We start from the raw sequence: 23,508 nt of genomic DNA, 5'->3' as shown, positions 1-23,508 counted from the left end.
TTCTTATATTTAAAGTATAAATTTACCTATTGGATAGATAATACAGGCGAAGGGGGATTAGAAAATGCCGTTTGGAATCGTCACACTAGCCTTCATTGTCTTCTTATGTGTTGGTTTATTTGCTCATGTACAAGTTATTCCGGCTTTATTATCCGTATCTCATCGTGATTCCTGGATCAGCATTCTTTTAACGACCTTCTTATGGGTTGTATGGGCATTTGTTATTTATAAAATTTTACGTCTTCTCTACAAAAAAGATATCCCTGTTTTTCTAAAGAAACATTCAAAGTCTCCTGTTTGGTATTACGTTATAACTCTCCCTTTTGCTGCTTATCTTTTTTTGGGTGTGATCATTACTATTAAAGACATTGCCTATTGGAGTCAATTAACCTACGCACCTAATCTGTCTATATGGATTATCAATGGATTACTGCTATTATTTTGTTTTTTTTGTGTTCGTTCAGGATTTAACACTATCGGAAATGTGAGCTTATTAATTTTACCACTCGTTGTCTTTTTAGGCTTTTTCGTCGCGACGGCTAATATCCCGAAAAAACATTACGAGTTACTGCTCCCATTATTTGAAAATGGGCTTATCCCTACGTTCCAAGGTTTAATTTATACTTCTTTACCCATCATGGAGTTTTTCATTTTGTTTTTTATTCATTCTCATTTCAGTAAAAACTTCTCGTATAAAAGCATCCTTATTATCGGGCTGTTAATTATCGGATTAATGTTAGGGCCGACCATCGGTACAATTGTCGAATTTGGTCCGGAATACTCTTCATTATTCAGGTATCCAGCATATGAACAATGGCGGATCCTAACCATCGGGAAATATTTTTCCAATGTGGACTTCTTTGCGACCTTTCAATGGCTCTCAGGTGGAATTGTACGGATCAGCCTTTTTTTATTTATTTTGGTAAATATATTCAAAAATTATAAGCTCCAAACAAGCAAAAGCGTATACATCCTTTTCATTTTAGCGTATATCATTTCAGTGCTGCCGATGGACCCTTACCTTTTTTACGACTGGACCTTTACTTATTACTTTCCAATTGCTTTGATCGTGTTAGTTATCCACACTCTCTTCTTACTAATAACCCTTTATATAATGGATCGAAAAACAAAAGAAAGGAATGGTTCGCTATGACACAAGACAACCGGTTTTCTAGTCATGATGATGAACAATATACAAATAAAGACTGGTTATCTCAACAGTTTCACGCCTCCTCAGACATCGTGATTAAAGATTATCCTAAAGAGAATGTTCTATTGATGTTTTGTGAACCGTTAATAGATCATACGGCCCTGCATTCCAACCTTTTATATTTAAAGGAAAACGAGTTTAAATTAGAAGAATTATCCACTTTAGTTCAACTGACAACAATAAAGAAAAAATCTTTTTCGTTCTCTTTATTATATAAGTATCTTTATGACGGCTACCTTTATATCGCTTCTAAAGAGAAAACGTCAGATTCTGTTTTCTTTTTAAATATTGCTAAAATCCCTGCCCGTTTCCCTGATGAATCTGTCTCAGAGGTATCGACAAGAGGTCCTAAAGATGGGTTTATTGAACAAGCATCAGTAAATGTGGGGTTAGTTCGAAAGCGTTTAAAATCCCCTAGTTTTGTAGTAGAAGACTTCACTATAGGGAAACGATCAAATACAAACGTTTCATTACTCTATATCGCAGACATTATTGATGAAAACATCTTAAAAACTGTAAAGGCTAGATTGACTAAAATCGACACCGACATCCTTACAAGCAGCGAAGAGTTAGAGGATTACATATCTGACCAAAAATTTTCGTTATTCCCTTTAATAAATTATACAGGCCGTCCAGATTTCGTTACAAAAGCCATAAACCAAGGTCGAGTTGCTCTAATAGTAGACGGCTCGCCAACGGCACTTATTGCCCCTGCCAATTTATCCTTTCTATTAAAAACAGCCGAAGATAACAATACTAGTTTTTATTTTGCCTCTGTTGAGAGAGTCATTCGCACCATTGGGTTGTTAACAAGTATTTTTCTTCCGGGATTTTATACGGCACTAACTTCACATAATTTAGGGCAGCTTCCTTTTCCCTTAATCGCCACGATATCTGTTTCCAGGAGCGGCTTGCCATTTTCAAATTTTCTAGAAATGCTTATTATGTTAATTATGTTCGAGCTGTTTAAAGAGGCTGGTGCAAGGCTTCCAAAAGGGGTCGGCCAAACAGTAGCCGTCTTAGGCGGGTTAATTATTGGTGATGCCGCGATAAGGGGCGGCATTACTTCACCCACCATGTTGGTGGTCGTCGGGGTAACAGCCATTTCTAGTTTCACATTAGTCAATCAATCACTTACAGGAAATCTATTTATTGCTCGGATTTATATCCTCTTTTTAAGCTCCGGGTTAGGGTTATTTGGATTCTTTGTAGGGTTTCTGTCTCTTACTATTCATGTCGCTTCTCTTCGATCTTTCGGAACTTCTTATGTTTCCTTTAGTAAAATAGAGACGTTCAAAGATTTAGTCAGTATTTTCTTCAGGCTGCCTAAACCTTTACTAACCAAACGAGCACCTGAATTAGATCCTAATGATAAAACTCGGGGGCAGTCATGAGAAAGATTTTATTCGCTTTATGTTTATGTATATTCTTATCTGGATGCCTTGAAAGTAAGGAAATACAGTCGGTTTCCTATGCCATTTCAATGGGCGTGGATTTTAAAGATGAACAGTATGAACTTACCGTGCAATTCTTAGATTTTAGTAACGTGGCTAAATCGGAACAAGGAAAGGGCGGAGAAGTCCCATTATGGATAGCTGTCGGTCGGGGGAGGAGCCTTGATGATGCGGTTAGAGAAATATATCGAACCATTCAGCTCCCGGTAAATTATGAGCATCTATATAACATTGTCTTAAGCGAATCCGTACTTGAGCGGAAAACAAGTGAAACGATCGACTTATTAACCGAAAACTTTCTTATCCCTTATTCTGCCTGGATCTACAGCACAACGCAGCCTATGCAAGAAATTTTGGCGAGCAAAGTCATCTTTAATTACCCTTTTCTCTATTCGAGGTTATCACAGCCAAAAGATATGCAGGGACAGCTCTCAAGTGTTCCACCACTCTCACTGCAAGAATTTATGCTCGAATACGAAGAACCAACAAAAACGATAATGACTCCTTCCATAAATATTGATAAAAGTGCAATTAAAGAAGACCTTACAGGGATTCCAGTGCCCTATTTTGAAGGTGCTCATATTGTAAAAGACAAGAAGCATTTAGGGTATCTTTCTATTACTGATCTTGAAGGTTATATTTTAACGAACAATGAATCAGAACGCTCTCTTTTTGACGTAAAAGAAGAAGATATGTTCTTAACCGTTGAGTTGAATAATCCAAAGTATAAAATAAAGCAGACGTCATCAGATGATGGGACAGGCTTTGAATTAGCAGTTACTATACCAGGTGTTCTTCGTGAGAACTCAACTGAGCTTTCAATGGATGAAGTTAAACGAAAGGTAGAAACAGCCATAAAAGCTGAAATCTCTCACTCGATTAACAAAGGGAGGGAATTAGGTGCTGATATTTTTCAATTAGAAGATTATCTTTTTAGGCGCCACCACGCAGATTGGCGAAGCATCCAAGAAACGTCTGATACATTTGAATTTGAAAAAATTGTAGTCACTTTACAACCATTCAATTCTATAAATAAAACAGATTACAAGTTCAAAAATAAGAGCAAGGAGTGAAATCCTCCTTGCTCTTATTTCTTCTTACATTTGCTTCAATTTCTCCACATAAGGCGTAATATCTTTACCTAATGAATCGGCTAAACGCTGGCCAAATTCTTCGTCAGCTCGGTAGAAATTACAGATCGCAAGCATCACTGTTTGTTCCGATACTCCCTGAAGGTCGGCTGTCATATTCTTAATAACGGCATCCTGCTCTTCTTTAGAGTAACGTCTCCATACTTGACCTGCTTGACCAAAGTTATTTGGCTTATCAATCGGCTGACGGCCTGCCATCCCTTGAACAGGCATCATAGGATCAGTATGAGCGCCATCTTCTTTCGGTGTATCTGCATAACGGTTAGGTTCGTAATTGATATGACCCGGCTGCTGTTTAAAAGTCATTGCCCCGTCACGCTGGTTGTTGTTTACTTGGGCAAACGGGCAGTTGATTGGCAGCTGCATATAGTTAGGTCCCACGCGGTAGCGCTGTGTATCTGAGTATGAGAATAGTCGGCCTTGCAGCAATTTATCTTCAGATGGCTCGATACCAGGAACCACCACACCAGGGTTGAATCCTACTTGCTCGGTTTCAGCAAAAACATTCTCCGGGTTTCTATTCAATGTCATTGTTCCAACTAATTGATAAGGAATATCTTCTTCAAACCAATCTTTTGTCGCATCAAGCGGATCAAAGTCAAACTTGTCCATATCAGCTGGATCTAGAATCTGAACATAAAGGTCCCATTCCGGATAATCCCCATTCTCAATCGATTCATATAAATCTTGTGATGCATGGTTGAAGTTCTCAGCTTGAATTTCAGCCGCTTCTTCCATTGATAGATTTTTCACCTCTTGCTTTGGTACCCAGCGGAATTTAGCATAGACGGTATTTCCAAACTCATTAATCAATTTAAATGCATGAACACTTGACCCGCGCATGTGGCGGTAGCTGGCTGGAATCCCCTCATCAGAGAACAAGTGGGTTAACATATTTGTAGACTCAGGACGAAGCGTCATAAAATCCCAGTAACGGTCTGGGTCTTGACGATTTGTACGTGGGTCTGGCTTCAATGAATGAACCATGTCAGGGAATTTCATTGCATCTCGTATAAAGAACACCGGCAAATTATTACCTACAAAGTCCCAGTTTCCCTCTTCAGTATAAAATTTCACCGCAAATCCACGCGGATCACGTAATGTTTCAGGTGAATGCTGACCGTGTATAACGGTTGAGAAACGAGCGAATACAGCCGTTTGGGCTCCTTCTTGAAATACAGCTGCTTTAGAGAAACGCTTTAGACTGTGTGTTACTTTAAATACACCATGAGCTCCTGCACCGCGAGCATGGACGACACGCTCAGGAATACGCTCACGATCGAAATGAGCAAGCTTTTCAATCAATTGATAATCCTCAAGCAGCGCCGGACCGCGTTGACCTGCTGTACGAGAATTTTGGTTGTCATAAATTGAGGCACCTTGGTTTGTCGATAATTTTTTCATCGTTGCAATTCCTCCTAATTGAACCTGATTAAATAAAGGTCATGTATCTAACTTTTATTTCTTTTTTTCTTCTTTTCAGAAGCTATTGTAATAATAACTACTTATTTATAATTATTATTAATTGATTACAGTTATCATTGTACTCAGAGCAAACCTCAATGTCAATGCTTATTAATAATAATTTTAATTAAATAATTAACATTAATAAATATCCTCTTCTTTCTTCTAGCTATATGGCTTGGTGGATACTTTACACAACCTCCTATTCATTAATCGATTTAACTCACTTTATCAATCAGTCAATATTATTGATAACTCCTCCACTTAACAGAACGTAAAAAAGGAGCACACCCTAAGGCTGTGCTCCTTCATTTTTCCGATCAAATTGTTGAAAAACCGTATCGTTATTTAGAGAGAAAATCTCATTTCTTGTAATGGTATTGATAATCGTTTGATTTCTACGAACAGATAAAGCTAGGTTCGTTGCACTTGCACCATGCGAATGCTCAAGATTCGTAAGTACAAATAAATGATTTTCACGTTCATCATTAAACTTAAGACGATAATCATTAGTTACAGCAAATTCTTTCTCGCTTTCCCATTTAAATTCATCTTTCATATCGAGAAGCCAATCCGGAAGATGAGGTTTATAGCCAGTTGCAAACACAACTTTCTCTGTTTCATGTGTGAATTTTTCTTCTTGCTGCCATTGTTCACACATTAACTCGTATCTCATCGGTTCTTTTTTGATCACATCATTCACAGAAGTCATCGCCTGGATCATTACTGCTGGGTCTTCTCTTCTAATAGAACGGTGGTACAGCAAATCATAAATGGCATGCAGGGTTTCTGCTTCTACGCCATTACGCAGCCCGCCAAGCATCGGCAGAGCATCTTTTCTTTTCTCGTAAGAAAGCTCATGAAAATACTGAACATAATCTGGTGAAAATACCTCTTGTCCAAGTTTCCCCGCTTCAAGCTGAAAGAAGCCTGGCGAACGAGTAAACCATGTTAATTGATAGTTATTTTCCCGCTGAGTAAGCAGCAGATCATAGAATACTTCTGCCGCACTTTGCCCAGACCCTACAACTGTCACACTTCTTGATTCTTTAAATTCTTTTTCATAATGCTTATAGCGGCTCGTATGAATGACATCTTCATTTAATTTCTCATCGATTGGAGAGGGAATAAGGGGTGTACTGCCCGTTCCCATAACAATATGAGCTGTTGTATAGGAGGTCGCTTCACCCGTCTGTACATCTTGCACCTCAATATTGTAAAGCTTATGATCACGATCGTACTCCACTGATGTGACCATTTTTCCAAAATGAAGCGTGGACAGCTCTGATACGACCCACTGACAATAGTCATTATATTCTACTCTAGGCACATCAAGGCGTTTAAAGAAATAAAACTGATACATCCGGTTATGCACATGCAGGTAGTTAAGAAAACTGTACTTGCTTGTCGGATCTGCTAATGTGACGAGATCTGCTAAGAAAGGGACTTGAAGATCCGACTGCTCAAGCAGCATGCCAGGATGCCATTGAAACACCTCTGTTTTATCAAAAAATACTGCCTTTATCTCGGTGTTTTCTTCTAGTAATGCAGCGAGCCCTAAATTGAACGGCCCTATCCCGACCCCTATCACATCATAATGACTGTCTTTCATCTAGTTCCCCTGCCTATCTTCTTATTTCTACACTGATTTCTTACTTGTTTAATTAAATAATTTACGCAGTACTTTCATCGTCAATTTACCTTGTTTATATCTAAGAGGCAGATCCACCTTCGTTGATTGCTTTAAAATACTCTTACGATGAGAGAAGGTACGGAAGCTTTCTACCCCATGATACGCACCCGTCCCGCTCTCTCCAACACCGCCGAACGGCAAATACGGGGTAGCTAAATGCATAACCGTATCATTAATACAACCGCCGCCAAAGGAGAGGTTTTCTGTAATCAGGGCTTCAACTTTTTTATTTTCAGTAAATACATATAAGGCTAATGGATTCGCTTTGTCTCTTACTTTATCTAATACCTCATCCAACGATTGATACGTAAAAATAGGAAGAATCGGTCCAAAAATCTCTTCCTTCATGATAGACGCTTCCCAATTTACTTCTGTTAGAATGGTCGGTGTTAAAGTGCGTGATTCCTTATTGTACTGCCCGCCAAGTTCGACCTGTCCATCTGAGAGGAATCCAGCTAACCGCTCTAGATGGCGTCCGCTGACCACTTGAGGATACGTTCCTTTTAGTAAAGCCTTATCAAATAACGCTTTCGTATGTTTCTTAACCTTTTTCAGAAAGGCTGGATAGACTCTCTCATGCACAAGGACATAGTCAGGCGCTACACAGGTCTGACCTGCATTAAGGAATTTCCCCCACGCGATTCGTTTAGCAGCAAGATCAAGCTTCGCATCTTCATGAACAATGGCAGGACTCTTCCCGCCGAGTTCGAGAGTAATAGGCGTCAGGTTCTTTGAAGCGGCTTCCATCACAATCTTTCCGACACCAACACTTCCCGTAAAGAAAATATAGTCAAACGGCTCTTTTAACAAAGCCTGGCTGACATCGACGGCCCCTTCAACAGTTTTAACAAAGGCCTCATCAAATGTTTGATCTAGAAGCTTTGCTATTGCTTTTGATGTGTGCGGAGTCAATTCTGATGGTTTGACAATCGCACAGTTCCCTGCAGATATAGCTCCCACTAATGGAGAAAGCGCTAATTGGAGCGGATAATTCCAAGGGGCAATGATTAACGCCACTCCGTAAGGTTCATAATGTATTTTCCCAACTGAACCAACATGAGAAGCTGGTGTCTTCACTTTCTCCGGCTCCATCCATTCTTTTAAATGCTTTAATGTATGATTAATTTCTTGATAGGTTGGTCCAAGCTCTGTTAAAAAAGCTTCTTCATTCGTTTTATTTAGATCGAGCTTTAACGCTTCTAAAAGCTCTGCTTCATTTGTTTGAATCGCCTCTTTCAAGCGCTCTAACTGTTTTTTTCTAAAGGCATACTCTTTTGTCTGTCCTGTATAGAAGAAATGCTTTTGTTTTTCTCGTAAAGACGTAAACATCGCTAAAGTCCCCCTAACATGTAATAACATCATCTCATTCTTACTATACCTTTATTTGCGCCCGTAGTCTGCTTTGATCTCTCCCCATTTTTCTGTGTGCCATTTTAGGATCGGCGTATCATACTCATTTTCTTGCAGCCACTTCTCTGCACGGTCGACAAGCGACCAAATATAAGCCGTCCGTTCGTTGCGGTCAAGTGTAGACTTTGCCTTCTTTTGTTTTACCCATTTAATTGCTGTAAGAGAATCCGAATAGATCGGCTTGTTCAGTCCGTGTTCCTTTAAATAAGCAAGCCCGTGTACAATTGCTAAAAATTCTCCCATATTATTTGTCCCGATATGGATCTCATCATGTGCAAACAGTATTTCTCCCGTTTGTGTATGTACCCCTTTATACTCAACAATTCCAGGGTTTCCCCGGCATCCAACATCAACAGAAATGCTGTCCCAATTGACTTCAGCGATTACATCGGTTTCCTTTTTTGATGAGGAAGTTTTTGCTTTACTCTTTGTCTTTGAACTAGAGGATGCAGACGCCCCGCCGCTAAATGCCGCTTTAGCCTCCGCCTCTGTTGGAAAGGATTTAAAACGAGCTCCTGTAAAACCTTTCACTTGCGCCTCACATTCAGCCCAAGTCGTAAAAATTCCTTTTTTTCGTCCATTCCAAACCACGTAATATTTCTTTTTTGCCATAGGGACACCTTCTTCGTATAAGTTTTCCATTTAATCAAATAGTAACAATGAAACACTTTTTATACAATCAAATGCATATCACAAACTGAAAGGAGCATCACCCATGACAAAACGAAATAAACAGCACAATAAAGCTGTAACAAATAACCAAACTCCGACTGAGAGCATGTTCAATCAGGAAGTAGCAAGTGAAATGATTGATAACGGCGGGAACAAATCCAACGAAAAGAAAAAGAAATAACGTATAAAAACAATACAATGTGGATACCCTGTTGAAAAAACGTTTAGGAGGGTAAACTCATGAACATTACGATTAATCGAAAGCGCTCAGTGAAAGAAGTCGGGGATCTTGTTAGTACGAAGAGTAATAAGCTCTATGCGATTATTGAGGATAAAGGAGAGAAGTATCCTTATCATCTCCTTTGTCTTGAGAGCTTTACGATTATCGAAAGTTATGATGAACTCCCTTCTAATCAGGAAATTGAAGAAGATATCGGCGAGAAGCTTGATGGAATATACCAGCATCGCGACTCACATATCACATTAAACTAAATAGGAGCTGCCCGGTTTAGGGACAGCTCATTTTTATTAGGGTGAAGAGAATGAAATGAAGTGACGCAATTAATGGATAGTACGATACAATTCCGTCTGAGAGTGACGCAATAGACTTCTTGAACCGGCGCAATTAGAGCAGATTGACACATAAGACTCAGCAAGTGACGCAATTACACGATGAATAAGCGCACTCACCTCACCTACAGGCACATAAACAGACTCAAATAATACAATCCACCCTGACCCATCGCAATCAACGCGCACTCATCTTTTCTCTTACCTCTCTAATTGAACTTTCGCTCGTTTCTCAACTGTATATAATCTCCATAATAAAGCAGCTGCACATACGGCAAGGCCTGTTATCAAACCGATCCAATATCCAAACGGACCGAACTCTGTGTAGTTAGCCAGGATATATCCTGTAGGAAGACCGATCAGCCAAAACGAAACTAGCGCCATTACAAATGGGATATTAACATCTTTATGACCGCGTAACACCCCTTGTATCGGTGTAGCAAGTGCATCAGACAATTGGAAGAATATCGAATAAATAAGGAACTGTTGAATTAACCGCGCAACATTCGGATCATTTGTATAGAGCCCTGATACAGGTCCTCGCATGACATAAATGATAAGACCAGCAATGACACCCATGCCGAGCGCCATCCATATCCCCATTTTGCTATACTGCTTTGCGTCATCAAATCGTTTAGCGCCTACCTCATACCCAACAGCGATCGTTAAAGTGAACGCAAAACTTAATGGGATCATATAGAGGAAGGAAGCGAAATTAATCGCAGCTTGATGTGCTGCAATAGTGGCCGTGTTAAACTCACTCATTAATAACGTAACGGCAGCGAAAATACTCGTTTCAAAGAAAATGGTAAAACCAATAGGCAGCCCTAAAATTAAAAGCTCTTTCCATTTTGCAAATGATACTTTATATACCTTTTTAAAAATCTGGTACGTTGAAAAAGGCTGTACACGAGCAATGAAATAAATCGTAATTCCAAGTATGCTCCAATAAGTAATCGTTGAAGCAACCCCGGCTCCAATTCCTCCTAAACGCGGAAAGCCCCACGCACCAAAAATAAGGACATAGTTAAAGAACACGTTAATCGGCAGCGACAAAAGCGTAATAAACATCGTCACACGTGTTTGGCCAAGAGAATCAATAAAACAGCGCAGCACGGTGTACATAAATAAAGGTATGACACCAAAGCCAAGTGCGACTAAATAATAATAAGCCACTCGATGCACTTCTGCTTCTAATGACATTAGATTTAAGATCGGCTCAAGCACTAGACCTCCGCCTATAATAATGACGATTGATACAGCAATCGATAAATACAAGCCTTGAACGACTGTATAAGGCACTTCTTCTTTATTACCTGCACCGATATTTTGAGCGATCATCGGCGTCAGCGCTAAGAGAATACCACTTAACCCAGTAAATACGGGCACCCATAAACTCGAACCAATGGCCACACCAGCTAAATCTTCAGCACCAGCCTGACCGGACATTGTGGTATCAAAAAAGTTCATGGCATACAGCCCTAATTGTGTAATGAGAATCGGCATCATAACAACAAGGAACAGCTGAAGCTTCTCTTTTAATGTTTTTGTTTCTCTCATCTTACTCCTCCTTGCCACCCCTTCTTGTATAAAAACTATGCCATTATATCACGCTTCTTACATAAAGGTTAATCATAAATCTTTCGTTTCACTAAAAAAATCACTGACAAAAAAGCTGCAGACTCGTTTAGTCTGCAGCTTTCCTTAATGTATTTATACACAAGTAAACATACGCTCAATAGCCAGTTTAGCCGATTGGGCTGTTTCTTCGTCTACTTTTATGACATTTACAGGCTGTTCTTCTGCTATTTGTTCAAGCGTCCATACAAAATGAGGAAGATCAATCCGGTTCATTGTTAAACACGGGCACATATCAGGATTAAGTGAGCGGATGGACTGATCTGGATGCGTGTTCATTAATCGATTCACTAGATTCATTTCCGTTCCGATTGCCCACTTTGTCCCCTTTGGAGCCGCTTTGATTTGATCAATGATATACTTTGTGGAACCTGCATCATCACTCGCATCAACCACATCCCATGTACACTCCGGATGAACAATGATTTTACGTTCAGGCTCTTCTGCTCTTATCTTGTGTACATGTTCTAGGCGGAACTTCTCATGAACCGAGCAGTGTCCCTTCCATAAAATCATTTTCACTTTATCCTTCTTACAAGAGCCTTCTACTTCCTCAGTTAGTTGATTCCATATGACCATCTCATCAAGGGGAATCCCTAGTTCATATGCCGTATTCCTCCCTAAGTGCTGATCAGGCAGAAATAATATGCGTTTCTTTTTTGTAAAAGCCCATTCAAGCATCGCTTTTGCATTAGAAGAGGTTACCGTCGCTCCCCCGTTCCTGCCAACAAATGCTTTTATTTCAGCCGAAGAATTCACATAGGTTAACGGGATTATCGTATCTCCAAATTCGTCGGTTAATTTTTCCCATGCAGCTTCTGTCTGATCTTTTGTTGCCATGTCGGCCATCGAACAGCCCGCCCGCATGTCAGGGAGAATGACTGTTTGTTCGTCATTCGTTAAGATATCTGCTGTTTCTGCCATAAAATGAACCCCGCAAAACACAATGTAGCGTGCTGTCTGATTGGAAGCAGACAGCCTTGCAAGCTGCAGGGAATCACCTGTCACATCAGCAAATTGAATGACTTCATCTTTTTGATAATGATGACCAGGAATAAACAACGTATCACCGAGCTCACTTTTTATATAGGATGCTCTTTTTATTAAATCTTGGTCACTCATTTGTTTGTAATACGCTGGGATTGTTGGGCCTGCTTTTGAAAAAAGATCCATCTTAAGCATGGGACACACCTTCTTTCACTAAAACATCCAGACTGATATCTAACGCCTTAACCGAATGCGTCAGGGCCCCCATCGAAATATAGTCGACCCCTGTGTGAACATACTCTTCTAATTGATGAAGCGTAATCCCTCCTGATAATTCGACCACTATGGAATCAGGGACAAGCTTTCGCCATTCTTTTGCTTCAGTTGGAGAACAGTTATCAAACATAATCACATCTACGTTTGTTGTAACGGCTCTCTTTACCTCTTCACGCGACTCAACCTCTACTTCAACTTTCACCATATGGCCGAGCTTCTCTTTTACTCGTTTCACGGCCGTATCTAAATCTCCTCCGCATTGAGCAATATGATTATCTTTTATTAACACCGCATCATGCAGCCCAAAACGGTGATTAAACCCGCCGCCGCATGTTACCGCGTGTTTTTCTAGCATGCGTAGACCTGGTGTTGTTTTTCGTGTATCACAAATTCGAATTGATGTTCCTTCCATTTTCTTAACCGCTTTGTTCGTTTCTGTGGCAATCCCTGAAAGGCGCTGAATAATATTTAAGATCACTCGCTCAGAGGTTAATAGATCACGAGCTTTGCCATAGACTTCACAGATTATCTCGCCACCCCTGACTGCATCCCCGTCTTTCTTGTGCATAATCACCTCAATAGCAGGATCGAATAACTGATAGGCAGAAAAAATAACCTCTTCTCCGCAAAAAATCCCTTCATCCTTTGCCAGAAAATAAGCCTTACCTTTTTCATTATCAAAGATAGCTTCTGATGTTAGATCTCCATGTCCGATATCTTCTGAAAAAAACTGAATTAATTGCTCCCTTAACATAAGTTTGTTCACTTCAACACCCTCTCCTTCTCCTTCACAGGTTTTGCCCATATATCGCCTCTTGCCTGCATCATAGCTTGGGGGTTCATTGGCATCCTGCCTATCTCTTGTGAATCATTTCGAAAATGTGCTCCCAAGCTCTCTTTTCGTGCTAGTGCAGACTTGGCAATCAGCATTGCAGCAGTACACATCGTATCTATTTCTATTTGTTCTCTCGTCCAATTCACCCGCCTGTATACGTCTTGATCAAATTGTCTAAAGCTTCCTAACCATGAAAGTAACTGTTCTAGATCGTGGCTGGTGCGGGTAATGCCTAAAGCTTGTGTTACTTTGCGTTTCAACTCATTTTTAGAAGGCAATGCAGAAGGGTCATCGACTTCCTCAGCACGAATATATCGATTATGGTCCCTAGTCAGCTCTCTTTTAAGCGGTTGGCTCAAAAGGAATTCTCCTAAACGTTCACCGAATACAAGAGCCTCTAACAGCGAATTGCTTGCGAGCCTATTTGCCCCGTGAGCATTATTCCCGCTCACTTCTCCTACCGCATATAAGTTTGCTATAGAAGCGGCCCCGTTCGTATTCGTCTCCACTCCGCCCATATGAAAATGTGCGCCTGGACATACAGGAATAAGCTGCTTTTCTAAATCAACTTGAGCTTGATTGCATAAGCTGGTAATCTGAGGAAATTTATCTTTAAAGTTAGGAATGGGTGAAATATCTAAGAAAATGGGCTCCTCTTTTTTTGTATACTCGTAAATTACCCGTGCCACCACATCTCTTGGGGCAAGGTCACCACGGTCGTCTCTTCCATCCATAATAGGAGTACCATCTTGATCCACAAGCCGAGCTCCTTCTCCTCTTAAAGCCTCTGATGCTAATCCCGCAGTCCTTCCTTGTGAATAAATGAGCGTAGGATGGAACTGAATAAACTCTAAATCTCTCAAAATAGCACCTGCTCTATAAGCCATTACTAAACCTTCGCCTATTAAAGACGGATCATTCGTTGTCGCTTCGTATAATCCTCCAATTCCACCTGTTGCTAGGATTGTTGCAGAGGCTCTGACTTCTATTAATTCATTTTGCTTATTCTTAAACCAGGCACCATCACAAACCTCATTCTCTGCAATTAAATCAATCGCTTGATAATGTGATAGAATACGGACCTTTTTTTGCTGCAGTTTACTCCAAAAATAACTCATGCAGACTTTCCCTGTCTGATCCCCTTGGTTATGTACGATTCGCCGGATCGAATGGGCTCCTTCTTGACCGAGAAGAAGCTCCCCATCCATCGTTTGATCAAAGGTAAGTCCTTCTTTCATCCAACCTCTCAGCCGCCTTGGCCCTTCTTTGACAAGCATTTCTACTAGCTGCTTATTATTTTGATAACAACCAGCCTTCATCGTGTCTTTATAGTGAATAAATGGATGATCTAAAGATGAAAGTGCTGCTGCAATCCCTCCTTGAGCCCTCCATGAATTACCGCTCTCAATCGACCCTTTCATAGCTATCGTTACTTCGTAGCGGTCAACGAGCTTCAATGCACATACGACGGCTGCCAGTCCCCCGCCAATGATTAGTACATCTGTTTTCAACATGCAACCACCCATTCTTTACATGTGTCTTGACACCTATATTTACATAAAATTAAACTAAAGACAAGACTTAACTAACAGGAGTGAGGATGTTGATCTATTTAGACCATGCCGCAACAACCCCTATTTCAAAACAAGCGATCGATGCATGGATTCGTGCGAGTGAACATTATTTTGCCAACACCCAGAGCCTTCATGAAGAGGGTGAAGAGGCAAGGCATTTATTTGAGATATGTAAAAAAGAAATGGGAGAACTTCTTGATTGCGAGGGGGGTGAAATCTACTTTACCGGTAGCGGTTCTGAGGCAAATCAATTACTATTAGAAAGTTTATTCAAATCTATTAAAACAAGAGGAAGTCATGTGATCACTTCCTCTATTGAACACCCTTCTGTCTTATCCTTTTTTCAAAAGCTAGAAGAGCAAAGAGTGGAAGTTACGTACTTACCTGTTTCAAGTGAGGGCTTGATATCTATTGCCGATCTTAAAGAATCCATTCGAAGCGATACGGTTTTAGCTTCGATTCAGCACGTCAATTCAGAAACAGGTTCCATTCAACCGCTTAAAGAGATTGGAGCCATATTGAAAGAGAAGAATATCATTTTCCATAGTGATTGTGTGCAATCTTTCGGAAAGCTTCCGCTTAATGTCCGTTGTTACCAGCTTGATGCCATTTCAGTGGCCAGCCATAAAATTTACGGCCCTAAAGGAGTCGGTGCTGCTTACATCAACAAACAAACCGCTTGGAGTCCGACTCTTCCCTTCACTCATCATCAAAATGGATTTAGGCAAGGAACGATTGACCTGCCTGGAATAGCTGCCTTCACTACAGCTGCACTGGAGATTCAGGAAACGCTTAGTCAGCAGCTTGATCATTTTTGGAAGCTTAGAGAGCAATTATTATCTGCACTGTCTAACGCAGGCATTTCTTTTAAAGTTGAGGGGAGTACAGCAAAAGATAGGCAGCTCCCTTCAATCATCGGACTTTCGATAGAGGGCATTGAAGGTCAATGGATGATGCAGATGCTTGACCGGCACCATATTCAGATCTCTACCGGAACAGCCTGTCAAATAGGAAGTCAAACCCCATCAAAAACAATGATTGCATTACAAAAAACCGAACAGGATATTAACCGCTACTTTCGCATTTCTCTAGGCAGAAGCACGACCAGCGAACAAATTACCTATACGGCAAATAAAATCATTGAAATTGTTCACGGTCTTCAAAAAAAGGAAGGTGGAGTAGCGTTGCTTTAGTTCGGGTTAATAACTAGGCTTGCCTTGCAGCAGTGGTTGATCTCCGCTGCAGGCGCACGCTTTCCGCGGGCGAAAGCCCGGGAGCTTCCTCGGGCTTTCGCCCTGTGGGATCTCCCTGGTCACGCGCATCCCGCTGGAGTCGGCGCCTTCCGCTCCAATCAACGGAGGAAGGGATTTGGTTAAGTTGCTCCCATTTTTATAAGGAGCAGTTCAGTGATCTTAGCCGATTAACCTAATAATATCTGCTTTCGTATAATTTGAAGTGGTACATAACTAAATCGTTCCACTAAATAAATGGACGAAGCAAGTAACATAGCGGATGAAATATGTGAAGACTCCTGCGGTGCCTAGAGCAGGGCTGAGATCCCACAGGGCAAAAAAGCCCGAGGAAGCTCAGCAGCTCACCGCGGAAAGCGAAGCATATTTCAGGAGCGGTGATCCTACGCCTACACTGCATTTTTTGTTTTTTCACTTGAACTGATTTCTGACATAACTAAGTTTCACTATTCTCAGAAAGAAGTCCACCCCGGCGTTAAGTATGTCTAAACTTTACTTCAACTCAACATCTTGAAGCTGTACAAATTCAAACCCCTTTTCTTTAAGAAGCGGGACAGCTTCCTTTACCCCGCCTGCCGTTCCACTTTGCGGTTGATTCATATGCAAAAGAGCAATGGAGCCCGGCTGGGCTTGAAGTAATGCGTTCGTTACTTGTTCCTTGCTAAACGTTGCCCCTGCATCACCTAGAATGTCAAAATTCACGACTTCATACCCTAGAGCTTCAACGAGACTGACAGCCACTTCATCATAATAGGCCGTTCCTGAGCGAAACAAAGACATTTCTTTCCCTGTCAGCTCATACACTCGTTTATGGTTGCCCAATACTTCCTGCTGTGCTTCTTTCGGGCTTTCTGTTGCTTCTATGCCCCATGCCGTTCCTCCGTTTACCGAAAGTGGTATATGCTGTGTTCCGTGATTCTCAATTTGAAACAAAGGCTCATCCGCTAACATTAGAAAGAGCTCTTCATTTTCATCAATCCATCGCTGATTTACAAATAACGTAGCAGGTATCTGGGCTTCTAGTAAGTATGTGATCAGTTCTTCATCATAGCCATTCCCATACGGACCACCGCAAGCATCAAACGTCAGTGCGATCTGCTGTTCATCTGTATCCATTCTCGTTTTCACTCCATCAACATTTTCGCCCCACTGACTAGGTTCACGTTCAAATGGGCTCAGATCAAGATCGTAATTGAGCGTAGTCTCTTCCACCTCCCTCTGATTCACATCGGGCTGATCTTCTTCTTTAGGAGCCGCTTCCTCTTTAGATGGCACATTCTCAGATTCATCATCTGAGGGCTCTTCACCTACTTTACATGCTTGAATGATCAAAACGAATATCAACGCTAGTACTATAAACCCTAACCTTCTCAATTTATAACCACTCCAATACATAAGGAACCCCCTAAGCCTCAAGTACTTAGGGGGCTGATATTTATTCATTTTGAGCTGATTGCTCCGCTTCTTTTTCTTCTTGCATCTCATACCAATCATCAAGAACTTTTGCGTCCAAAATGCGTGATTCAATGTAGGATTTCTGCTTGTCGGTAAACAGTGACTTCCAATCAAATTCATTGTCTTCTGTAATGCTAACGACTGTCAACAATTCTTGCCAAGCAACATAACGTTTATACCAGAAGAATTGCGGCTGCTCAGTCATGTAAGGATAGAGGTCATCAAATTCCGTGTGTTTACAATCAATTGTTCGTTCAAATTGTTGTTTTGCTTTTTCCAACCGTTCATTTAGGTAAGCTTGAAATTTGTTTGTCTCCATAAGGTTCCCTCCCCATTGATGCCATTAGATGCATCTCTTGTTTACCTATTTTAACACGTTAAGAGGATTTGAAAAACATAAATGAATCAGAAAATTATGTCATATTTATGCTACAAAAAGAGCAGCCCCTAAAAGACTGCTCCACTCCCTTTTATCTAAACATACCTATGGCATCTAAAAAGACAACAATAATTGCAAGCGGCGTCACATATTTTAGTAATACGTACCACACCATAAATAATTTTGACCCTATAGAAGACCCTTGTTTTAATTCTTCAAATAACGTTGTTTTAGACATCTTTAAAGGAATAAAGATTGAAATTAACAGCGCACCAAAAGGCATCAAGATGTTACTCACCAAATAATCAGCGTTATCAAAGAACGTCCGGCCGAATATCTGTACATCTGCCAGTGCCCCGTATGATAAACAAGCAGGAATCCCTAATATGAAGATAAGAAGACCTACAATCCAGCTTACTTTCGGGCGTTTTGTGATATCTTTTTTTACTCGTGTCGCAACAATAATCTCTAGCATTGAAAAAGCGGATGTAAGTGCTGCAAAGACAAATAAAATAAAGAATGCGATCAAAAAGATTTCACCAAATACCATTTGTTCAAAAATGGCTGGAAGTACCACAAAGATTAACGGCGGCCCTTCACTTGGTTCAAGGCCGAACGTAAAGACTCCAGGAAATATAATCAGTCCTGATAAAAGAGCAACAAAGATGTTCATAATTCCAATTGATGCAGCTGACAATGGCAGACTTTGTGTTTTTGGTACGTATGAGCTGTACGTTACCATAATGGAAACACCTAATGATAAAGCAAAGAATGCTTGTCCTAATGCAAATAAAACTGTTTCCGATGAAATATTTGATACATCAGGAAGCAGTAAGAAACGCACACCTTCCATCGCACCCTCTAATGTAAGAGACCTGATAGCAATAATAATTAATAAAATAAACAACGCAGGCATCATAATCTTACTAGCTCGTTCAATCCCTTTTTGAACACCTTTTGATACAACGAGAATGGTGAATACAATAAAGAGCAGCTGTGCCCCAAGTGTCGGCACAGGGTTCGCAATAATTTCACCAAAGCGCTCACCGTATTGTTCCACTGTCAGTCCAGACAATTGCCCTGTAATAGAATGGAATAAATATAGTAAACTCCATCCTCCTACTACGCTATAAAAGGATAAAACGATAAAACATGTAATCACGCCGATCCAGCCTGTTGAAACCCATGCTGTTTTAGGAGCTAATTGTTTGTACGTAGAAATAGCATCTTTTCCAGTATGCCGGCCGAGTAAAAATTCTCCAATTAATAGAGGCAGCCCGATAAGTGCAGTAAACAAAATAAATAAAAAGAAAAAAGCACCCCCACCGCTTGTTCCAGCTACATAAGGAAATTTCCAAATGGCTCCAAGTCCGATTGCAGTACCAGCGGTCGCATAGATAAACCCTAGTTTTGACGACCATTGTTCTTGTTGTTTCAACCTGCTCAACTCCTCACTTTCACTACTATAAAACGTTTGCCTGACGAAATTCTTTAACCCTTCAACGCGTCCGTCATTTAAACCATTCCACATATAATAACTTCACTATAGTAGCAAAGCAATACTGGCAGAACAACCGGAAATTTCTTACCATTCTAACTTCTATTAGTCAAGGAAACGCTTTCTCTCTTCTGGCGCAGGGATTCTGCAGCTTTCTTTTTTTCCGAAAAATTGATATCTACGCTTAGCAAACCGCCGATAGAGGGTATCGCGCAATGGCTTAGGCAAAATGACAAATAGGCGGAATAACTGCCAGCCAAGCGATAGTTTTGGAATGATTTTCAAAACTGCTGTGCTGTATGTATAGACCTTGCCATGTTCTATTACAATAATAGAATCAACTGTTTCTGAAATCTTATACCGTTTCTTTATCTCTTTTGCTTTCTCTGACTGCAATGAAGCAAATTGAAACTGCTCTTCTTTCTCATGTTTTAAAATAAAATCTACAGCTACGTTACATACATTACAAACCCCGTCAAATAATAAAATAGGTTTCTCGTTTGACATGACACCCTCACCCGCCCTTTTTCTTCATCCTTTTTTGTTGACTCTACTTATATCCTCGCATCCATCGTATCATTTTAAAAAAGAAATATAATGATCTTTTATTGACCTGATCGAATAAAAACAGCTATTATGATACCTACTTATACCTTACTGAGAGGAGGGGCAGTATGCTTACTGTTAAAAAGGTCTTAAATAACAACGTGTTGATAGCGGAGCACCCGGAATATGCTGAAGTCATTTTGATCGGGAAGGGACTTGGGTTTGGCAAAAAACCTGGTGAAGAAGTCGCTGGTGAGGTTGCTGAGAAATTCTTTGTATTAAAAGAGGAAAAGGAACAAGAACAATACAAGCAGCTGCTTGATTATGTAGATGAAGCCTTTATCGGACTTATGAATGATGTTATTTCAATGATTGAAGAGAGGTTTAAAGTGCGATTGCATGAACATATTCATATTGCCCTGACTGATCACTTATTCTATGCAATCAAACGCATTCACCAAGGGTTTGATATTAAAAATCCATTCCTTCCAGAGACCGAATTAGCTTACCCAGATGAATTTGAAATGGCCCAAACGATCATTCAGCATATGAATCAAGAGCTTAAAATTAATATTCCTGAAGGAGAAATTGGATTTGTAGCCCTGCATATCCACAGCGCCCTTACTCGGAGGCCGCTTCAGGAGGTAAATCGGCATACTCGTTTGATCAGTGAACTCGTCGGAGTCATCGAAAGCTCATTAGGGATCTCTATTGATCGTAAAGATGTGGATTACCTGCGTTTAGTCCGTCACCTTCACCATGCAATTGAGCGGATTAACAAAGAAAAATATGAAGACAATCAAGAAGCTTTAAAAAGTGTCTTGCAATCTGAATATCCTGTATGCTACAATTTGTCCTGGAAGCTGATCAAGATTATGCAGCAAGCTTTAAGGAAAACGGTTCCAGATGCTGAAGCAGTTTATTTAACGCTTCATTTACAACGTTTATCGAAGCAGTAATTAAATACTCAATACGTTTCTTTTTTACGTGTTACTGGTTATGCAGGCATGAGAGGAAAAGAAAGCGGTCACATGAATTGAACAAGAAGTATGCCTTTTGTCATATTTCGTTATTCAGTTGATGTGTTCGCTTTTTCCGCTCATGCCTTTTTTGTTGTTTTAAAGATCAGCTTACTACTTTTAATTCTAAACAAAATTGGAGGAATGTTACATGTTTAAGCAGTCTTTTAGTGTATTGCAGCGTGTCGGTAAAGCATTGATGCTCCCTGTTGCTCTCTTGCCTGCTGCAGGTATTCTGCTCGCATTAGGAAATGCGATGCAAAATCCAGACTTAACAGCACGCCTTCCCTTTTTGACAGCAGATTGGATTGTGCTGTTAGCTAGTGTAATGGAAAGTGCAGGCGACATCGTATTTGCGAACCTGCCTTTACTATTCGCGGTTGGTGTTGCGATTGGATTATCAAATGGAGACGGGGTTGCAGGTCTTGCTGCTCTAATTGGGTATCTCATTATGAATGTAACAATGAGCGTTCTAGGAGGATACGGCGAGTGGACACCAGAGATGATTGGTGCTGACCCTGGTATTTCTTCAGTACTTGGAATCCCTACTCTTCAAACAGGTGTATTCGGCGGTATTATAGCCGGGCTTCTCGCCACCTACACCTATAAAAAATTCTTTAATATTGAGTTGCCTTCTTACCTAGGTTTCTTTGCAGGTAAACGATTTGTACCGATTGCTACAGCGTTTTTTGCTTTATTCATCGGGGTTATTCTCTATTGGGTATGGCCGACGATTCAAGTTGGACTAAACAACCTGTCCTATTTAATGGTTGAGTCTAATCAAACATTATCAGCCTTTATTTTTGGTGTGATTGAACGTGCGTTAATTCCATTTGGACTTCACCATATTTTCTACTCACCATTCTGGTTTGAGTTCGGACAGTACACTAATGCTGCCGGACAGATTGTACGAGGCGATCAAACAATTTTCTTTGCACAAATTCGTGATGGTGTTGAGCTTACAGCTGGCACGTTTATGACTGGTAAATTCCCATTCATGATGTTTGGACTGCCTGCTGCTGCTCTAGCAATCTATCACTGCGCACGTCCAGAACAAAAGAAAGTCGTCGCAGGAATTATGGGTTCAGCTGCCTTAACATCTTTCTTAACTGGTATCACTGAACCAATTGAATTTAGTTTCTTATTTGTAGCACCATTATTATTTGCGATTCACACGGTGTTTGCTGGTTTATCATTTATGATTATGCAGATTCTAGACGTTAAAATCGGAATGACTTTCTCCGGCGGCGTGATTGACTTCCTACTATTTGGGGTCCTTCCTAACCGTACGGATTGGTGGCTTGTTATTCCAGTTGGACTCGCATTCTCAGCTATCTATTACTTTGGTTTCCGTTATGCGATTAAGAAGTTCAATCTAATGACTCCTGGTCGTGAAGAAGTAGCTGAGGACGCTGATACGACTAGCGTTTCAGCTGGCGATCTGCCATATAACGTCCTTCGTGCTCTTGGAGGAAAAGAAAATCTAGTAAACCTTGATGCATGTATCACTCGCTTACGTGTAAGTGTTAAAGACGCTGATCAAGTTGAAAAAGACACCTTAAAGAAACTTGGTGCCTCTGGTGTTATGCAAATGGGCAACAATATTCAAGCAATCTTTGGACCACGTTCAGATCAGATTAAAACACAAATGCATGATATTATCAGCGGTCGTACACCGGTAGCAGAAGAACCTGTTGAAACGGTAGAAGCGGTAGCTGGCGACATTGATTTTTTAATGCCAATCTCAGGTAAAGTTCTTCCAATAACTGAAGTTCCTGACCAAGTATTCTCACAAAAAATGATGGGTGATGGGTTTGCGATTGAACCTGCTGAAGGTGTCGTGCATTCTCCAATCTCAGGTAAAGTTGTGACACTATTCCCGACAAAGCATGCTCTTGGTCTAGTAACAAACGAAGGAAAAGAAGTATTGATTCATGTCGGCTTAGATACTGTGAACTTAAAAGGAGAAGGATTTGACGCTCTTGTTTCAGAAGGCGATCACATTAAGCAAGGCCAAGAGCTATTGCGCTTTGATTTAGAATTCATTAAAGAAAAAGCAACCTCTTCTATTACTCCGGTTGTCTTTACTAACTTAACCGAAGATGAATTTATTGAAGTGAAAAAGACCGCTTCTGCTAAACATGGTGACAAGAATATTGTCTCTATTAAACAAGCAAAATAAATATCAAAAAAAATAACTGTTTTTAGGTTTAATTGATTTTAAGGCGGGTATTTATAAGACTAGACAGGCGCTAAGAAGTAAGGCTTGAGCACCCTTACGACTCCCCCGCCTAGCCTAACAAGCAATGAGCATCACCCTCCCCCACCTTATGTGGAAAGACCTGGCTGCGGCTGGGTCTTTCTTGTGTTTAAATCAATTTAGCATAGACAGCCCTATTTAGTAATAGCTTCTAGCAAGCAAGAGGA

Annotated in this window: 20 protein-coding genes; 8 read left to right on the top strand and 12 right to left on the bottom strand. The window is 40.5% G+C overall.

Annotation, left to right across the window (positions count from 1 at the left end):
• Positions 1–64 precede the first annotated feature (64 nt).
• From PQ478_RS02860 to PQ478_RS02850, 3 genes are read left to right on the top strand one after another with little or no spacing between them, the layout of a single operon-like run.
• Positions 65–1,153: an endospore germination permease gene (locus PQ478_RS02860; RefSeq protein WP_075683381.1), complete on the top strand. Its 1,089-nt coding sequence runs from the start codon at positions 65–67 to the stop codon at positions 1,151–1,153.
• The gene (locus tag PQ478_RS02855) at positions 1,150–2,604 is read left to right on the top strand and encodes a spore germination protein (RefSeq protein ID WP_289235781.1); all 1,455 of its coding nucleotides are present in this window, start codon (positions 1,150–1,152) and stop codon (positions 2,602–2,604) included. Before PQ478_RS02860 ends, PQ478_RS02855 begins: the two co-directional genes overlap by 4 nt.
• Positions 2,601–3,737, top strand: coding sequence for a Ger(x)C family spore germination protein (locus tag PQ478_RS02850; protein ID WP_289235780.1), 1,137 nt, complete (start codon positions 2,601–2,603; stop codon positions 3,735–3,737). Before PQ478_RS02855 ends, PQ478_RS02850 begins: the two co-directional genes overlap by 4 nt.
• Before the next feature lie 24 nt (positions 3,738–3,761).
• Here PQ478_RS02850 and PQ478_RS02845 read toward each other — a convergent pair whose 3' ends face one another.
• The 4 genes from PQ478_RS02845 to rnhA all read right to left on the bottom strand — a co-directional run bounded on the left by PQ478_RS02845 (position 3,762) and on the right by rnhA (position 8,994).
• Complete coding sequence (locus PQ478_RS02845) at positions 3,762–5,219, bottom strand: catalase (RefSeq protein ID WP_289235779.1); 1,458 nt, start codon at positions 5,217–5,219, stop codon at positions 3,762–3,764.
• 352 nt (positions 5,220–5,571) lie between these two features.
• Positions 5,572–6,891 (bottom strand): lysine N(6)-hydroxylase/L-ornithine N(5)-oxygenase family protein, encoded by a 1,320-nt coding sequence (locus PQ478_RS02840; protein ID WP_289235778.1) that lies wholly within the window; start codon positions 6,889–6,891, stop codon positions 5,572–5,574.
• 48 nt (positions 6,892–6,939) lie between these two features.
• Positions 6,940–8,301 (bottom strand): aldehyde dehydrogenase, encoded by a 1,362-nt coding sequence (locus PQ478_RS02835; RefSeq protein WP_289235777.1) that lies wholly within the window; start codon positions 8,299–8,301, stop codon positions 6,940–6,942.
• Between the two features lie 51 nt (positions 8,302–8,352).
• Entirely contained in the window at positions 8,353–8,994 is a 642-nt protein-coding gene (gene rnhA / locus PQ478_RS02830; protein WP_075683375.1) for a ribonuclease H, read from the bottom strand.
• A gap of 103 nt (positions 8,995–9,097) precedes the next feature.
• Here rnhA and ykzP point away from each other — a divergent pair, with 103 nt between their 5' ends.
• A complete protein-coding gene (ykzP, locus tag PQ478_RS02825; protein ID WP_012957521.1) occupies positions 9,098–9,235 on the top strand; it encodes a protein YkzP in 138 nt (45 codons plus the stop codon).
• A gap of 59 nt (positions 9,236–9,294) precedes the next feature.
• Complete coding sequence (locus PQ478_RS02820) at positions 9,295–9,546, top strand: hypothetical protein (RefSeq protein WP_012957520.1); 252 nt, start codon at positions 9,295–9,297, stop codon at positions 9,544–9,546.
• Positions 9,547–9,825: 279 nt separating this feature from the next.
• Here PQ478_RS02820 and PQ478_RS02815 read toward each other — a convergent pair whose 3' ends face one another.
• From PQ478_RS02815 to nadB, 4 genes are all read right to left on the bottom strand, one after another.
• Positions 9,826–11,184 carry an MATE family efflux transporter gene (locus PQ478_RS02815; RefSeq protein WP_289235776.1) on the bottom strand — a complete coding sequence of 453 codons (1,359 nt, stop codon included), beginning with the start codon at positions 11,182–11,184 and terminating at the stop codon, positions 9,826–9,828.
• 153 nt (positions 11,185–11,337) lie between these two features.
• Positions 11,338–12,435 carry a quinolinate synthase NadA gene (gene nadA, locus PQ478_RS02810; RefSeq protein WP_075683401.1) on the bottom strand — a complete coding sequence of 366 codons (1,098 nt, stop codon included), beginning with the start codon at positions 12,433–12,435 and terminating at the stop codon, positions 11,338–11,340.
• Position 12,436: 1 nt separating this feature from the next.
• Positions 12,437–13,291, bottom strand: a complete 855-nt coding sequence (gene nadC, locus PQ478_RS02805; protein WP_289236931.1) for a carboxylating nicotinate-nucleotide diphosphorylase — start codon at positions 13,289–13,291, stop codon at positions 12,437–12,439.
• Positions 13,288–14,874 carry an L-aspartate oxidase gene (gene nadB, locus PQ478_RS02800; protein ID WP_289235775.1) on the bottom strand — a complete coding sequence of 529 codons (1,587 nt, stop codon included), beginning with the start codon at positions 14,872–14,874 and terminating at the stop codon, positions 13,288–13,290. The genes nadC and nadB overlap by 4 nt, the downstream gene beginning before the upstream one ends.
• 86 nt (positions 14,875–14,960) lie before the next feature.
• On the opposite strand from nadB, the gene PQ478_RS02795 reads away from it, so the two are divergent.
• Positions 14,961–16,127 carry an IscS subfamily cysteine desulfurase gene (locus tag PQ478_RS02795; RefSeq protein WP_289235774.1) on the top strand — a complete coding sequence of 389 codons (1,167 nt, stop codon included), beginning with the start codon at positions 14,961–14,963 and terminating at the stop codon, positions 16,125–16,127.
• A gap of 549 nt (positions 16,128–16,676) precedes the next feature.
• On the opposite strand, the gene PQ478_RS02790 is transcribed toward PQ478_RS02795, so the two are convergent.
• The 4 genes from PQ478_RS02790 to PQ478_RS02775 form a co-directional block, all read right to left on the bottom strand.
• Entirely contained in the window at positions 16,677–17,579 is a 903-nt protein-coding gene (locus PQ478_RS02790) for a polysaccharide deacetylase family protein (protein ID WP_289235773.1), read from the bottom strand.
• Between the two features lie 40 nt (positions 17,580–17,619).
• The gene (locus PQ478_RS02785) at positions 17,620–17,958 is read right to left on the bottom strand and encodes a hypothetical protein (RefSeq protein ID WP_012957513.1); all 339 of its coding nucleotides are present in this window, start codon (positions 17,956–17,958) and stop codon (positions 17,620–17,622) included.
• Between the two features lie 151 nt (positions 17,959–18,109).
• Positions 18,110–19,465 carry a sodium-dependent transporter gene (locus PQ478_RS02780; protein WP_412675589.1) on the bottom strand — a complete coding sequence of 452 codons (1,356 nt, stop codon included), beginning with the start codon at positions 19,463–19,465 and terminating at the stop codon, positions 18,110–18,112.
• A gap of 156 nt (positions 19,466–19,621) precedes the next feature.
• The gene (locus PQ478_RS02775; RefSeq protein WP_289235772.1) at positions 19,622–20,023 is read right to left on the bottom strand and encodes a thiol-disulfide oxidoreductase DCC family protein; all 402 of its coding nucleotides are present in this window, start codon (positions 20,021–20,023) and stop codon (positions 19,622–19,624) included.
• 167 nt (positions 20,024–20,190) lie between these two features.
• Between PQ478_RS02775 and glcT the strand changes: the two genes are divergently transcribed.
• Both glcT and ptsG read left to right on the top strand, forming a co-directional pair.
• Positions 20,191–21,021 (top strand): glucose PTS transporter transcription antiterminator GlcT, encoded by an 831-nt coding sequence (gene glcT, locus PQ478_RS02770; RefSeq protein ID WP_012957510.1) that lies wholly within the window; start codon positions 20,191–20,193, stop codon positions 21,019–21,021.
• 211 nt (positions 21,022–21,232) lie between these two features.
• On the top strand, positions 21,233–23,263 hold the full coding sequence (ptsG, locus tag PQ478_RS02765) for a glucose-specific PTS transporter subunit IIBC (protein WP_289235771.1): 2,031 nt from the start codon (positions 21,233–21,235) through the stop codon (positions 23,261–23,263).
• The last annotated feature ends 245 nt before the right edge of the window (positions 23,264–23,508 follow it).

The sequence above is a fragment of the Alkalihalophilus pseudofirmus genome (assembly GCF_029094545.1).
Classification (GTDB): domain Bacteria; phylum Bacillota; class Bacilli; order Bacillales; family Bacillaceae_D; genus Alkalihalophilus; species Alkalihalophilus pseudofirmus.
This window is presented reverse-complemented; position numbering and strand designations above follow the sequence as displayed.